Below are 13,839 nucleotides of genomic sequence, written 5' to 3' on the forward strand. Positions count from 1 at the left end.
CAACTGATAATTAGCATAGAACAAAAAAGACTTTTACAGCCTTCACCCATACGAATACGGTCTTAGAAACCCACCGTGTTCCAGGGATGAATACCCATGAGTCACCCCCCTTCCGCCAGCGCACTAGCCGAACTCACCCAGGCCCTGGCCAGCAATGCCGAGCGCTACGACCGCAGCGGCCAGTTCCCCGTCGACAACTTCACCCTGCTGCACCGCCACGGCCTGCTGAGTTTCACCGTGCCGCGCGCCCTGGGCGGTGGCGGGGCCGACCTGGCCAGCGCACGCCTGGTGATCACCGCCGTCGGCAAAGGCTGCCCGTCCACCGCATTGATCCTGGTGATGCAGTACCTGCAGCACTTGCGCCTACAGGACGAGGATCGCTGGCCCGAGCACCTGCGCCTGCAAGTGGCACGCGACGCGGTGGCCAACGGCGCGCTGATCAACGCCTTTCGCGTCGAGCCGGAACTGGGCACACCGGCACGCGGTGGCTTGCCGGCGACCACCGCTCGGCGCACCGCCGAGGGCTGGCGGTTGTCCGGGCGCAAAATCTACTCCACCGGCAGCCATGGCCTGAGCTGGTACCTGGTGTGGGCCCGCAGCGACGACCAGGACCCCCTCGTAGGCGGCTTCCTGGTACACAAGGACACCCCTGGCATCCGTATCGTCGAAGACTGGGACCACCTGGGCATGCGTGCCACCTGCAGCCATGAAGTGCAGTTCGACGAGGTGCTGATCCCGTTGGAGCATGCCGTCAGCGTCAGCCCGGCCAGCGCACCACGCCCCGAACTCGACAGCACCGGCCTGCTGTGGATGGCAGTGTTGCTGCCTGCACTGTACGACGGTGTGGCCCAGGCCGCACGTGACTGGCTGGTGCAGTTCCTGAACCAGCGGGCGCCGTCCAACCTGGGGGCACCGCTGGCCAGCCTGGCGCGTTTCCAGGACGTGGTCGGACGCATCGACACGCTGCTGTTCGCCAACCAGAGCCTGCTGAACGCCGCCGTCAGCGGGCAGACCGACCCGCGCCATGCCGGGCAGCTCAAGCACCTGGTCAGCCGCAATGCCATCCAGGCGGTGGAGTTGGCCATCGAGGCTGCCGGCAACCCTGGCCTGTCGCGGCGCAACCCATTGGAGCGGCACTACCGCGATGTGCTGTGCAGCCGCATCCACACCCCTCAAGATGACGTTGTACTCGGCCAGGTCGGCCGTGCTGCCTTGGCGCAGGTGGCAGCATGAGCCACTCGATCATCGCCAGCCAGCTGGACGCCCAGGCCAACCAGTACCTGCGCGATCACTTGCCTGACCACGAGGTGGTCGATATCGCACCTACCCAGCTGCAGCTGGACATCCCTGCCGACGTCTTCATCCTGCGCCCGGTCAATGTACGCGGTAACCGAGTGGATTCCCCGCCCGCCGGCTGGCCGTGGCAATTGCGCTGGGTGCAGGTGGTGTCCTCGGGCATCGACTTCTACCCCGACTGGGTGTTCCAGGGCCCGCCGGTCACCAGTGGCCGCGGCGCCAATGCCGAGCAGGTGGCCGAGTTTGCCTTGGCTCTGGTGCTCGCTGCCGCCAAGCAGCTACCGGGCCTGTGGGTCAAAGACGCCGACTGGCGCCTGACCCCGCTGGCCCCGGTACGTGGCCGTACCCTGGGCATATTCGGCTTCGGCAGCATCGGCCAGAGCCTGGCGCGCAAGGCAAATGCCCTGGGCATGCAGGTACTGGCGCTGAATCGCCCAGGCCAACCCATTGCCGAGGTGCCGGGCGTACAGCGCGTCGACAACCTGCAGCAGCTGTTTGCCGGCAGCGATCACCTGGTCATCGCCGCCCCGCTCACCCCTGCCACCCGTGGCCTGATCGACCACCAGGTACTGGCCCAGGCCAAGCCCGGCCTGCACCTGATCAACATCGCCCGTGGCGGGCTGCTGAACCAGCAAGCCCTGCTCGATGCCCTGGACAGTGGCCTGATCGGCCGCGCCAGCCTGGATGTCACCGAACCGGAGCCGCTACCGACGGGGCACCCGCTGTACCAGCACCCGCGAGTATTCCTGTCGCCGCATACCTCGGCGATTTCCGAGGACGGCTACCCGGCCTTGCTCGACGCATTTCTCGACAACTTCGCCCGCTACCGCGAACAGGCACCGCTGCACAACCTGGTCGATACCCAGCGCGGCTACTGAACCGACACTTTTTGGAGAACACCATGACTGCATTGTCTGTCATCGCCCCCCAGGAAAACACCGTGCGCCAACGGGTCAGCGCCGAAGAATGGGAGGTGCGAGTAAAGCTGGCTGCGGCCTATCGCCTGGCTGCCCTGTTCCGCTGGACCGACCATATCTACACACACTTCTCGGCACGCGTGCCTGGGCCCGACGAACACTTTCTGATCAACGCCTTCGGCCTGCTGTTCGACGAGATCACCGCCTCCAACCTGGTGAAGGTCGATGTAGATGGCACGATCATCGATGATCCCCTGGGCCTGGGCATCAACCAGGCCGGCTATGTGATTCACAGCGCCATTCACCGTGCGCGGCCCGACCTCAAGGCCGTGCTGCACACCCACACGCGTGATGGCGCAGCAGTGTCGGCACAACGCGATGGCCTGCTGCCAATCTCGCAGCATGCCCTGGCCTACTACAGCCGCGTGGTGTACCACGACTACGAAGGCGTCGCCCTGGACCTGGACGAGCAGCAGCGGCTGGTGGCCAACCTGGGCGACAGCAATATCCTGATCCTGCGCAACCATGGCCTGCTGACCGGGGGAATCAGCGTCGAGCATGCCTTCCGCGAGCTGCACGGGCTGGAGCGGGCCTGCAACATCCAGGTGGCGGCGCAGGCAGGGGGCAACGACCAACTGCTGTACGCGGCGCCGGCAGCAATTGCCAAGGTGCATGAGCAGTCGAAGCGGTTTTCCGATGGGCTGGGGGAAGGGATCCAGCGGCATTGGGATGCGCTGATACGCCAGCTGGATCGGGAGGGACTGGATTACCAGAACTGACCGCGTTCTTGTGGCCTGTACCGACCTCCGCCGCGGCTGAGTTTCAAGGCCGTATCGACTCCATTTGCAGCACAACCCGCAGGTATTCCGATGAGCAAACGACAGATCCGCCTGGGCGCCATGATCCATGGCGTCGGCCACGGCTGGGGCGAATGGCGCCACCCCGATGCATTGGCCGATGCCAGTGTCAATTTCGGTTTCTACAAACATCAGGCAAAACTGGCGGAGGCGGCAACGTTCGACTTCGCCTTCATTGCCGACAGCCTGCACATCCACGCCCGCTCCAGTCCTCACTACCTCAACCGTTTCGAGCCGCTGACCATCCTCTCGGCGCTGGCTGCGGTAACCGAACACATCGGCCTGGTGGCCACGGTCACGGTCAGCTACACCGAGCCCTTCCAGGTAGCACGTCAGTTCGCCTCGCTGGACCTGATCAGCGGTGGGCGCGCGGGCTGGAACGTGGTGACTTCCTGGCTTTCCGGTACTGCTGACAACTTCGGCAAGGCTGAACACCCGCCGCATGCCGTGCGTTACCGAATTGCGCGCGAGCACGTAGAGGTGGTCAAAGGGCTGTGGGACTCCTGGGAAGACGACGCCTTTACCCGCGACAAGCAAAGCGGACAGTTCTTCGACCCGGCCAAACTGCACACCCTCGGCCACCAGGGTGAGTTCTTCAAGGTCAAGGGCCCGCTGAACATCCAGCGCTCGCCCCAGGGCCAGCCACTGATCTTCCAGGCAGGCGTGTCGGAAGAGGGTCGCAACTTCGCCGCGCAAAACGCCGACGCCATCTTCGTCAACCCGGAATCGTTCGACGATGCCCACGCTTACTATCAGGACCTCAAGCAGCGTGCCGCGCGCCATGGCCGTGATCCGGATGCATTGTTCATCCTGCCCGGCATACGCCCGATCGTCGGCCGCGACGCCGAGGAGGTCGAACAGCGTTATCAGCAAGCCGTGGACCTGGTAAGCATCGAAGATGCCCTGGTTGCGCTTGGCCGGCCGTTCAACGACTACGACTTCAGCCACCATGACTTGGATGCGCCCTTCCCCGACCTCGGCACGCTGGGCAATGACAGCCACAAGGGCACCTCGGACCAACTCAAGCAGCTGGCCCGTGATGAAGGCCTGACCTTGCGCGAGCTGGCGCTGCGTTTCTCGCGTCCACGCCGGGACTTCGTCGGTACCCCGGAACAGGTTGGCGATGCCCTGCAGCACTGGTTCGAAAACGGCGCGGCCGACGGTTTCATCATCAACTCGCTGCTACCCGACGGCCTGCAGTATTTCACCGAGCAGGTGGTGCCGCTGCTGCAGGCGCGAGGCCTGGTACGCCAGACGTATGCCGGTACAACCCTGCGAGACCATTTCGGCCTCGACGTGCCGGAAAACCGCAACACACTGCGCCGCACCCAGACAGCGGTTGCCTGAGCCCATCACGACAAGGAGTTCTGTTCCATGAGCCTCGAATTCATCGGCCTCATCGGCCCGCAGGAAAGCAGCGAGTCACAGGCAGCACGCGGCCCGCTGGTCGACCTGGAGTTCATCAAAGCCTTCTCCCAGGCCCAAGAGTATGGTGGCTTTGACAAAGCGCTGCTGGCAGTCAATACCAGCGCGCCGGATTCGTTGATTCTGGCCAGCTATGTGGCCGCCCTCACCGAGCGCATCGGCCTGCTGGTAGCCCACCGCCCTGGCTTCCAGGCCCCGACCTTCGCCGCCCGCCAGTTCGCCACCCTTGACCAGCTGAGCCGTGGCCGTGCCTCGATCAACGTCATTACCGGCGGCGACAGCGGCGACCTGCAGCGCGATGGCGACTTCCTGGACAAGGATGCCCGTTATGCGCGCACAGACGAATACCTGCAGGTACTGCGTGACACCTGGACTCGCCATGAACCGTTCGACCACCAGGGCACACATTACCGCGTCGAAGACAACCTGACCCTGGTCAAGCCAGTGCAGCATTTGCCGATCTATTTCTCTGGCGCCTCTGATGCGGCCGTCGAAGTGGCCGCCAAACACGCCGATGTGTACATGATGTGGGGCGAACCGCTGGAACAGGTACGCGAACGCATCGCCAAAGTGCGCAAGGCCGCCGCCCGCTACGGACGCGAAAAGCATATTCGCTTCAGCCTGTCGTTGCGGCCGATTCTGGGCGCTACCGAGGCCGAGGCCTGGGGCCGTGCCGAGCGCATTCTGGCCGACGCCCAGGCGCGGATCGGCATCCACCAGGGCAACCGCCGCGAGAAGAACTTCGGCAAGAGCAATGCCGGCTCCGAGCGTCTGGTGCAGCTGGCCAGCCAGCGCAAAGTGCATGACACCCGGCTGTGGACCGAGATTGCCGCGCTGGGTGGCGGTGCCGGTAACTCTACGTCGCTGGTGGGGACTGCAGAGCAGGTGGCAGAGGCCGCATTGGCTTACTACGAGCTTGGGGTGAGCACTTTCCTGTTCCGCGGTTTTGACCAATTGCGTGATGCGGTCGAGTACGGGCAGGACCTGATCCCGCGCATTCGCGCGCTGGTGGCCCAGCGTGAGTCTGGCCGCGATGTTCGAACTGCGTAGATTTCTACGGTACTGCTGCAGGGATAGCGCCGTCCGGCAGGAACCCGCGCAAGCCTGAAATGGGTGGAAGGCAGATGCACCCACAGATTGACGCCAAGCCCGCCCCATGCTCTCCTTATGCCTCACGTTCAGGTGCCCTCATAGGGGGTGAAACGGGAAACCGGTGCGTCGCAGGCCCTCCAGCAGGGCCGGACAATGCCGGTGCTGCCCCCGCAACGGTAAGCGAGTGAAGCGTCTGTACCACTGTGCCTCGTAGTACGGCATGGGAAGGTGACGTGTTCCAGGAGCCCTGCTCTTCCTCGCAAGCCCGGAGACCGGCCTGGCGTTCATGAACACCCCGCGGTGGGCGGGCGCTGTTGCATTCCCCTGGGCGACCCCGCCCGGGGCTGCCGCGCTCGCCCGTTGCTCACTAAAAAGCAGAGGAACGCGTCATGCCCGTCACCAGCGCCAAGCAGCACAGCCTTGCCACACCCGTCACCCTCAGCCAGCGCGTAGTCATCGCCGTCGGCGCCAGCCTGTTAGGCCTGTGCCTGGTGTACTTCGCCGGCTTCTCGCACATCGAGGCCGTGCACAACGCCGCCCACGACACCCGCCACAGCGCCGCCTTCCCCTGCCACTGAGTACGCCTGATGATCACGCGCATTGCCCGCACTGCGGGTTTCAGCGGGTTGCTTGCGGCCCTGTTGCTGACCTTGCTGCAAAGCTTTTGGGTCGCCCCGCTGATTCTCGAAGCGGAAACCTACGAGTCCTCGGCCCCGGCCGCACAACACGAACATGGCGGCAATGAGGGCGCTCATGAACACAGCGCCGAAGCCTGGTCACCAGAAGACGGCTGGCAGCGCGTGCTGTCCACCACCGGTGGCAACCTGGTGGTGGCGGTGGGCTTTGCCCTGATCCTCGCCGCACTGTATGGCCTGCGCGAGCCGAAGCGCGTCAGCACTGGCGCCTTGTGGGGCCTGGCCGGTTTCGCCGTGTTCTGTCTGGCCCCAACGTTGGGGTTGCCACCGGAACTGCCCGGCACTGCTGCCGCCGACCTGGGGCAACGCCAGGCCTGGTGGATTGGCACGGCCAGCGCCACCGCCCTTGGCCTGGCCTTGCTGGTGTTCGCCCGCCACTGGCTGCTGAAGGCGCTGGGCGCCGTGCTGCTGGTTATCCCCCATGTGATCGGTGCGCCACAGCCTGAAGTCCATGAAAGCCTGGCCCCCGAAGCACTGGAGACGCAGTTCAAGATGGCCTCCTGGCTGACCAACGCTGCCTTCTGGGTGGCCTTGGGCCTGCTCAGTGCGTGGCTGTTCCGCCGCTCCAGCGAGGCCTGATGCCGGCTTTCTACGCTGGCTTGGGCTGCCGCCGGGGTTGCCCGGCGGATACCCTGCAAACCCTGCTGCACCAAGCCCTGGCTAGCCAGGGCCTGGCGCTTTCCGACCTGCGCGGCATTGCCAGCATCAACCTCAAGGCCGACGAAGCCGGCCTGCAGCAACTGGCCGCACGCCTGGCCTTGCCCTTGGTGCTGTACCATAGCGCGCAACTCCAAGCCTATGAGCCGTTGCTCAGCCACCGCTCAGCCACAGCCTATGCCCACAGCGGCTGTTGGGGCGTGGCCGAGAGTGCGGCACTGGCCCTGGCCAGCCAACAACTGGGCACGGCTAGGTTGCTGCTGCCACGCAAGGTACTAGGCCCGGCGACCCTCGCCCTGGCCGGCTGACGTTTCATACCCTATTTCTTGCAAGGACTTTCCATGACCGTCTACTTCATCGGCGCCGGCCCTGGCGACCCAGAACTGATCACGGTCAAGGGCCAACGGCTGATTCGCCAATGCCCGGTGATCATTTATGCCGGCTCACTGGTGCCCGCTGCCGTGCTCGAAGGCCATCAGGCCGAGGCCGTGATCAACAGCGCCGAACTGCATCTGGAGCAGATTATCGCGGCCATGCAAAGCGCACACGAACGGGGGCTGGATGTAGCCCGCGTACATAGCGGCGACCCCAGCTTGTACGGCGCCATCGGCGAGCAGATCCGCCACCTGCAAGCACTGGGCATCGATTACCAGATCATCCCGGGAGTGACTGCCACGGCGGCCAGCGCTGCCCTGCTCGGCTGCGAACTGACTTTGCCTCAAGTGGCACAGACCGTGATCCTCACCCGCTATGGCGACAGCTCGCCCATGCCGCCTGGCGAGCAACTGGGCGACCTGGCGCGCCACGGCAGCACGCTGGCGATTCACCTGGGGGTCAAACACCTTTCGCGCATTGTCGATGAACTGCTGCCGCACTACGGCGCACACTGCCCGGTAGCGGTGGTGCATCGCGCCACCTGGCCAGACCAGGACTGGGTACGCGGCAACCTCGGCGATATCGTCGAACGCGTGGCAAGCAAGGGCTTTCGGCGCACGGCGCTGATCCTGGTAGGCCACGTTCTGGGGGATACGCCATTCGCCGAATCGGCCTTGTACCGTGCCGGGCACGCCCACCTGTATCGCCCTGGCGACTGAACATTGCCAGCCTTGCCTCGGGCATAGCAGACTGCCGGTTCCCGCCTGCGAACAGGAGCCATGCCCATGCTGGAATTACGCCCCAACTGCGAGTGCTGCGATACCGACCTGAGGGGTGACAACCCCGACGTTATGATCTGCTCTTTCGAATGCACATTCTGCCGTAGCTGTGCCGAAACCCGCTTCCAAGGCCGTTGCCCAAATTGCACCGGTCAGCTGGTGGCCCGCCCGACGCGGGTCGGCCAGGCATTGACCAACAACCCCGCTTCCACCCTGCGCGTAAACAAATCGCACGCTGCCTGCGCCTGAACCACCGCAAATAACCGACATCACTGCCTTGTCAGCAGTGATGTCTTTCTTGTTTTTTGTAGGGTTTTTCAACAGCAGGCACGGGAAATCTCAACACTTCTATACTCGGCATTACCAAACTTCGGGAATGGTCGTATCGTGCAGCGCTTCCGACAACCCCACTTGCAGACGTATTCCTGAGTGATCCAGGAAGCGGACCACATCCCTACAGGAGTTTTCCACATGACAACCGTGCTGATCGTCGACGACCACCCCATCGTCCGGCTGTCGCTGCGCCTACTGCTCGAACGCGAGCGCTTCCATGTAGTCGGCGAAGTTGGCGATGGCAGTGAAGTGGCTCAGGAGGCTCGCAGGCTGCGCCCGGACGTGGTCATTCTCGATATCGGCCTGCCTGGCCTGGACGGCATGGAAGTCATCAAGCGCCTGCAGTGTCTGGAGCCGGCGCCGAAGATCATGGTGCTGACTGGCCAGGCCACCGACCTGTATGTGCGCCGCTGCCTGGATGCCGGGATCGGCGCCTTCGTCACCAAGGAAGAGGACCACGAAGCGCTGCTGTTTGCCCTCAAGGCCCTGGTCAAGGGCTATTCAACCTTTCCACAGATGTCGGTCAACAGCAATTCGCTGGAAAGCGAGCCAGTACGCCTGGCCAGCCTCTCCAACCGCGAAATGGAAGTATTGCGGCGCCTGGCGCGCGGTGAAAACAACAAGAATATCGGCACCTGCATGAACCTCAGCGCCAAGACCATCAGCACCTACCGGGGCCGAATCATGGAAAAGCTCAAGACTGAATCACTGGTTGAAATGGTCGACCTGGCCAAGCGTAACAGCGTCCTTTGAGCACCCGACTACCATGAAGCAGCTGCTGGCGAGCGCCCTTTTGGCCATCGGCCTGGCCAACGCTAGTGCGCTGCTGGCCAGCAGCGAACCCCGCCAACTGCTGGCCCGCTCGGTCAGCGCCGCCGCCCCGCTAACGCTGTCCGCCGACGACCGCCACTGGCTACAACAACGTCAACGCCTGGTACTGGGCACTTCGCGCCCCGACTACCCGCCGTTTGAAATCAATGTCAGCCAACAAGACTATGAGGGCCTGAGCGCCGACTACGCCGGCATCATCGGCGAACAGCTTGGCATAGCCATCGAAGTACGTCGCTTCGACAGCCGCCACGAGGCAATCACCGCCTTGCGTGATGGCCGCATCGACCTGCTCGGCAGCTCCAACGGCTTCGAGGCGGCAGATGCTCAGCTCAGCCTCAGTACCCCCTACGCTGACGACCTGCCGGTGATCGTCACCCGAGAAGGGCGCAGCTTGAAAAGCACGCCCGACCTCGCCGGCATGCGCCTGGCCATGGTCGATCACTACTTGCCAGCCAGCAGCGTTCGCAGCCTCTACCCCAAGGCACAGTTGAGCCTGTACCGTTCCACGCTGGCTGGGCTTGCGGCGGTCGAGCTGGGTGAGGCAGACGCCTACCTGGGCGATGCCCTCAGCACCGATTTCAGTATCGGGAAAAGCTTTCAGGGCGCGTTGAAAGTCGACCATTTTTCCCATGTACCCCCCGAGGTCTTCGCCTTCGCCGTGGCCAACGACCACTCGCGCTTGCTGCAACTGGTCGACAAGGCGCTGGCGCGCATCAGCGAAAGCGAGCGCCTGAACATTCTGCGCCGCTGGAGCAGCGGCAACACCAGCCTGCTACTGCAGCGTCACCTGAGCGCCCTCAGTGCCGAAGAACAAGCCTGGATCGCCGAGCACCCCACCGTTAACGTGTTGATCAATACTTCGCTGGCGCCACTGACTTTCAACGACGCCCAGCATCACCCCAGCGGCATTACTCTCGACCTACTCAAGCAGATCGGGTTGCGTACAGGGCTGCACTTCAACCCCATCGAAAGCACGTCGGCCTACGCCATGGTTGAACGCCTGAAGCGAGGCGATGCACTGATGATCGGTGCCCTCGGCTATGGCGCGGAGCGCGTGAAGCAACTGCGCTTTACCCGCCCCTACCTGGTCAGCCCACGGGTGCTGGTCACCCGCAGCGACCAGGCATCGCCTGTACAGGCCATGGCCTCGAACGGCCAGCGCATTGCCCTGGTGCGCGGCTCACCGCAGCGGGCCATGTTGCAGCAACGCTACCCGCAGGCCAGCCTGATCGAAGTGGACAACCCGCTCGGCCTGATGGAGGCGGTGGTCAATGGCAACGCCGACGCGGCACTGAGCAACCAAATCAATGCGGCCTACTACATCAGCCACGTGTTCAAGGGCCGCTTGCGCATCGCCAGCGTGCTCGACGACCAACCGGCCATTGCCGCATTCGCCGTCGCCGCCGACCAGCCCCAGCTTCAAGCCATCCTCGACAAGGCACTGCTGAGCATTCCGCCCGAAGAGCTTGACCAACTGATCAACCGCTGGCGCACCAGCACCCTGGTCAGTGACAGCCCATGGCGCGACTACCGCACCCTGGCCTTGCAGGTGCTGGTACTGTCGGCCCTGCTGCTGGCCGGGGTGGTGTTCTGGAACAGCTACCTGCGCAAGCTGATCAACCAGCGTACCGATGCTCAGCACGCGCTGCAGGCACAGCTGGCACTGAGCCGCGGGCTGCTTGAACAGCTGCGCCAGGCCAAGGATGACGCCGAACAGGCCAGCCAGACCAAAAGCACCTTCCTGGCCACCATGAGCCATGAAATCCGTACCCCGATGAATGCCGTGATCGGTCTGCTGGAAATGGCGTTGGTGGACAGCCGCGGCGGCCGGTGTGACACCCAGACCTTGCAAACCGCACACGATTCGGCCATTGGCCTGCTCGAGCTGATTGGCGATATCCTCGACATTTCCCGTATCGAATCCGGGCATATCAGCCTGCAGCCAGTGCCCACCGACCTCGTGGAGCTGGTGCGCTCCACGCTGCGGGTGTTCGAAGGCAATGCACGGGCCAAAAGCCTGCATCTGCACGGCGAAATGCCCGCAGAACCGGTCTGGGTGCTGGCTGATCCGCTGCGGCTCAAGCAGATTCTGTCCAACCTTATCAGCAACGCCATCAAGTTCACCAACCGTGGTGAAGTGCAGGCGAGCCTGCTGTTGCCCAACGTTGCCGACCACGGCATGCTGGCCATCACACTGAATGTGCGCGACACAGGCATCGGCATCAGCCCCGCCGACCAGGCCCGGCTGTTCAATGCCTTCGTTCAGGCCGAGGGCCCAAGAACCCGCCAGGGTGCAGGCCTGGGGTTGGTCATCAGCCGTACCCTGGTCGAATTGATGGGCGGCGCCTTGACCCTGCAGAGCGTCGAGGGCGTCGGTACCCGGGTCCAAGTCAACCTGCAACTGCCCACCTGCACTGCACCGACACAGGCCGAACGAGACCTGCCGGCACAAGAGAGCAGCAGTGGCCCGCTGAATATTCTGGTGGTCGACGACTACCCTGCCAACTTGTTGTTGCTGGAGCGACAACTGAATACCTTGGGCCATCGCGTGACCTTGGCGGAGAATGGCGAAATCGCCCTGGCACACTGGCAGGCCGCGCGCTTCGACCTGGTGATTACCGATTGCAGCATGCCGGTCATGGACGGCCACGAACTCACCCGGCGCATTCGCGCCCTGGAGGGTGAACGCGACCTGCCTGCAAGCCGGATTATTGGCGTGACCGCCAACGCCCAGGCCGAGGAGCGTGCCCGCTGCCTGGCCAGCGGCATGGACGAATGCCTGTTCAAACCGATTGGCCTGCGTGCACTCAAGAACCATCTCCCACAAGTCCACCCTCAACAGCAGTCGCCGACACCACGCCACACCGGGTTCGACCTGGCCGAATTGCGCCACCTGACCCAGGGCGACGAACAGTTGACGCGGCATTTGCTCGAACAACTGTCGATCAGCGTGGGAGAAGACCTGGCCGCCTTGAGCGCACTGGCTGACGACGCACCTGATGAGGCTGTGCACACCCTGGCCCATCGCATCAAGGGCGGCGCCAAGATGATCAGGGTGCGCGCCGTAGTCAACGACTGCGAAGCCATCGAACGCGCCCACGCACAGGGCTTACCGACTGTCGAACAGCGCGCGCAACTGCAAACCAGCCTGCAGGCATTGCTTGACGAGATGCGCGATGCGCTCAATGCAATTGCAGCGTCGAGCTGATCTGGCTGATGGCATCCACGACGTGCCGCGAGCCTTGCTGAATTTCCATGATTACCGTACCGGCCTCATTGGCCAATGCCACGCCGTGACAGGTGCGGTTCAGGCTCGACTGCATGCTGGCCACGGCCAATAGCGACAGGTCGTGGTTCTGCCGAACCACATCGACAATTTCCAGGGTGGCCTTGCTGGTTCGCGCGGCCAGGCTTCGCACCTCGTCCGCCACCACGGCAAAGCCGCGCCCGTGCTCGCCGGCACGGGCTGCCTCGATCGCTGCATTAAGGGCCAACAGGTTGGTCTGATCGGCAATGCCGCGAATGGTCAGCACGATCTGCCCGATCACATCCGACTGCTTGCTCACCGCATCGATGCTGCGCGCGGCGTCGTTCAGTTCCTGGGAAATCTGCTCGATCACCTGCACCGTCTGCTGCACCACTTCGGTACCCTTGCGCGCGCAGGCGTCGGTCTGCACCGAACTGGCATGGGCAGCGTCTGCAGCGCTTTGCTGGGTGCAGACCTGGTGGGTGATGTCGCTGGCGAACTTGACCACTTTGTACAGGCGGCCCTTGCTGTCGAAGATCGGGTTGTAGGACGCTTCGAGGTACACGGTCTGGCCTTGCTTGTTGACGCGCTCGAAGCGGTGCGAGTGGTACTCGCCACGGTTCAGCGAAGCCCAGAACCCACGGTACTCGGCCGACTCACGTTCATGCGCCAGGCAGAACAGCCCATGGTGGCGGCCAACCACTTCATCGAGGCGGTAGCCCATGGTGTCGAGGAAGTTCTGGTTGGCCTTGATCACCCGGCCTTGCGGGGTGAACTCGATCACTGCCATGGAACGGCTGATGGCCTTGAGCAGGCTTTCGCTTTCGTGCTCCAGCACCACCCGCTGGCTGATGTCGGATGCCACCTTGATCACGCTGGTGACTTGGCGCTGCTCATCCAGTACCGGCATGTAGCTGGCTTCCAGCCAGACCTCGCGGCCGGCCTTGTCGATGCGCTCAAAAGTACCGCTGATGGCTTTGCCCTGCCCGAGTTCGCGCCACAGTTGCTGGTACTCGGCGCTTTTGGCGTAGTCCGGCTCACAGAACAGCCGGTGGTGCTTGCCCCGCAGTTCATCGACGCTGTAGCCCATGGCCTGACAGAAACGCTCGTTGGCATCAAGGATGGTGCCATCGGGGGCGAACTCGATCATCGCCATCGACCGGCTGATTGCCGCCAGTTTGGCTTGTGCATTGGCCAATGCCTGTTGGCTGCGCTGGATTTCTACCAAATCAGATTTGCGATGGAAATCGAACATGACGCCGGGCTCCTTTTTGCGCGGTGTCCTGAGCATAGATCGCCGTTAGCGCCGTGCAAGCACAGTGCTATCACTTTGTG

13 protein-coding genes, 1 pseudogene and 1 riboswitch are annotated in these 13,839 nt (G+C 63.6%); of the genes and pseudogenes, 12 read left to right on the forward strand and 2 right to left on the reverse strand.

The genetic code is table 11. From position 1 onward, the window contains the following. The first annotated feature begins 96 nt into the window (after positions 1-96). The 12 genes from DM807_RS08735 to DM807_RS08790 all read left to right on the forward strand — a co-directional run bounded on the left by DM807_RS08735 (position 97) and on the right by DM807_RS08790 (position 12,465). Positions 97-1,233: an acyl-CoA dehydrogenase family protein gene (locus DM807_RS08735; protein WP_179027274.1), complete on the forward strand. Its 1,137-nt coding sequence runs from the start codon at positions 97-99 to the stop codon at positions 1,231-1,233. Beyond that, positions 1,230-2,174: a D-isomer specific 2-hydroxyacid dehydrogenase family protein gene (locus DM807_RS08740; RefSeq protein ID WP_012272177.1), complete on the forward strand. Its 945-nt coding sequence runs from the start codon at positions 1,230-1,232 to the stop codon at positions 2,172-2,174. The genes DM807_RS08735 and DM807_RS08740 overlap by 4 nt, the downstream gene beginning before the upstream one ends. Positions 2,175-2,197: 23 nt before the next feature. After that, on the forward strand, positions 2,198-2,992 hold the full coding sequence (locus tag DM807_RS08745; protein WP_012272176.1) for a class II aldolase/adducin family protein: 795 nt from the start codon (positions 2,198-2,200) through the stop codon (positions 2,990-2,992). A 90-nt stretch (positions 2,993-3,082) separates the two neighbouring features. Further along, a complete protein-coding gene (locus DM807_RS08750) occupies positions 3,083-4,417 on the forward strand; it encodes an LLM class flavin-dependent oxidoreductase (RefSeq protein WP_012272175.1) in 1,335 nt (444 codons plus the stop codon). A gap of 27 nt (positions 4,418-4,444) precedes the next feature. Beyond that, a complete protein-coding gene (locus DM807_RS08755) occupies positions 4,445-5,545 on the forward strand; it encodes an LLM class flavin-dependent oxidoreductase (RefSeq protein WP_069943118.1) in 1,101 nt (366 codons plus the stop codon). Between the two features lie 113 nt (positions 5,546-5,658). Beyond that, a riboswitch (cobalamin riboswitch) is annotated at positions 5,659-5,882 on the forward strand. Between the two features lie 94 nt (positions 5,883-5,976). Beyond that, positions 5,977-6,165, forward strand: coding sequence for a CbtB domain-containing protein (locus DM807_RS08760; RefSeq protein WP_012272173.1), 189 nt, complete (start codon positions 5,977-5,979; stop codon positions 6,163-6,165). A gap of 9 nt (positions 6,166-6,174) precedes the next feature. Then, positions 6,175-6,861, forward strand: a complete 687-nt coding sequence (locus DM807_RS08765) for a CbtA family protein (RefSeq protein WP_012272172.1) — start codon at positions 6,175-6,177, stop codon at positions 6,859-6,861. After that, positions 6,861-7,247: a cobalamin biosynthesis protein gene (locus DM807_RS08770; protein ID WP_012272171.1), complete on the forward strand. Its 387-nt coding sequence runs from the start codon at positions 6,861-6,863 to the stop codon at positions 7,245-7,247. The genes DM807_RS08765 and DM807_RS08770 overlap by 1 nt, the downstream gene beginning before the upstream one ends. Before the next feature lie 33 nt (positions 7,248-7,280). Then, positions 7,281-8,033 carry a precorrin-4 C(11)-methyltransferase gene (gene cobM, locus DM807_RS08775; RefSeq protein ID WP_012272170.1) on the forward strand — a complete coding sequence of 251 codons (753 nt, stop codon included), beginning with the start codon at positions 7,281-7,283 and terminating at the stop codon, positions 8,031-8,033. Between the two features lie 66 nt (positions 8,034-8,099). Then, the gene (locus DM807_RS08780) at positions 8,100-8,342 is read left to right on the forward strand and encodes a DUF1272 domain-containing protein (protein WP_012272169.1); all 243 of its coding nucleotides are present in this window, start codon (positions 8,100-8,102) and stop codon (positions 8,340-8,342) included. Between the two features lie 222 nt (positions 8,343-8,564). Further along, a complete protein-coding gene (locus tag DM807_RS08785; RefSeq protein WP_012272168.1) occupies positions 8,565-9,179 on the forward strand; it encodes a response regulator transcription factor in 615 nt (204 codons plus the stop codon). Between the two features lie 13 nt (positions 9,180-9,192). Then, positions 9,193-12,465, forward strand: a complete 3,273-nt coding sequence (locus DM807_RS08790) for a transporter substrate-binding domain-containing protein (protein WP_179027275.1) — start codon at positions 9,193-9,195, stop codon at positions 12,463-12,465. Here the strand turns inward: DM807_RS08790 and DM807_RS28075 are convergent. Further along, the gene (locus DM807_RS28075) at positions 12,440-12,934 is read right to left on the reverse strand and encodes a methyl-accepting chemotaxis protein (RefSeq protein WP_425326924.1); all 495 of its coding nucleotides are present in this window, start codon (positions 12,932-12,934) and stop codon (positions 12,440-12,442) included. The genes DM807_RS08790 and DM807_RS28075 overlap by 26 nt on opposite strands. A gap of 42 nt (positions 12,935-12,976) precedes the next feature. Continuing rightward, positions 12,977-13,795, reverse strand: a pseudogene (locus DM807_RS28080) (PAS domain-containing protein); the annotation flags it as partial. Positions 13,796-13,839: the final 44 nt, after the last annotated feature.

Source organism: Pseudomonas hunanensis (genome assembly GCF_013393325.1).
Classification (GTDB): domain Bacteria; phylum Pseudomonadota; class Gammaproteobacteria; order Pseudomonadales; family Pseudomonadaceae; genus Aquipseudomonas; species Aquipseudomonas putida_P.

Coding starts and splice junctions, on each gene's coding strand:
- DM807_RS08735 (WP_179027274.1), top strand. CDS start 97: ATGAGTCACCCCCCTTCCGCCAGCGCACTAGCCGAACTCACCCAGGCC.
- DM807_RS08740 (WP_012272177.1), top strand. CDS start 1,230: ATGAGCCACTCGATCATCGCCAGCCAGCTGGACGCCCAGGCCAACCAG.
- DM807_RS08745 (WP_012272176.1), top strand. CDS start 2,198: ATGACTGCATTGTCTGTCATCGCCCCCCAGGAAAACACCGTGCGCCAA.
- DM807_RS08750 (WP_012272175.1), top strand. CDS start 3,083: ATGAGCAAACGACAGATCCGCCTGGGCGCCATGATCCATGGCGTCGGC.
- DM807_RS08755 (WP_069943118.1), top strand. CDS start 4,445: ATGAGCCTCGAATTCATCGGCCTCATCGGCCCGCAGGAAAGCAGCGAG.
- DM807_RS08760 (WP_012272173.1), top strand. CDS start 5,977: ATGCCCGTCACCAGCGCCAAGCAGCACAGCCTTGCCACACCCGTCACC.
- DM807_RS08765 (WP_012272172.1), top strand. CDS start 6,175: ATGATCACGCGCATTGCCCGCACTGCGGGTTTCAGCGGGTTGCTTGCG.
- DM807_RS08770 (WP_012272171.1), top strand. CDS start 6,861: ATGCCGGCTTTCTACGCTGGCTTGGGCTGCCGCCGGGGTTGCCCGGCG.
- cobM (WP_012272170.1), top strand. CDS start 7,281: ATGACCGTCTACTTCATCGGCGCCGGCCCTGGCGACCCAGAACTGATC.
- DM807_RS08780 (WP_012272169.1), top strand. CDS start 8,100: ATGCTGGAATTACGCCCCAACTGCGAGTGCTGCGATACCGACCTGAGG.
- DM807_RS08785 (WP_012272168.1), top strand. CDS start 8,565: ATGACAACCGTGCTGATCGTCGACGACCACCCCATCGTCCGGCTGTCG.
- DM807_RS08790 (WP_179027275.1), top strand. CDS start 9,193: ATGAAGCAGCTGCTGGCGAGCGCCCTTTTGGCCATCGGCCTGGCCAAC.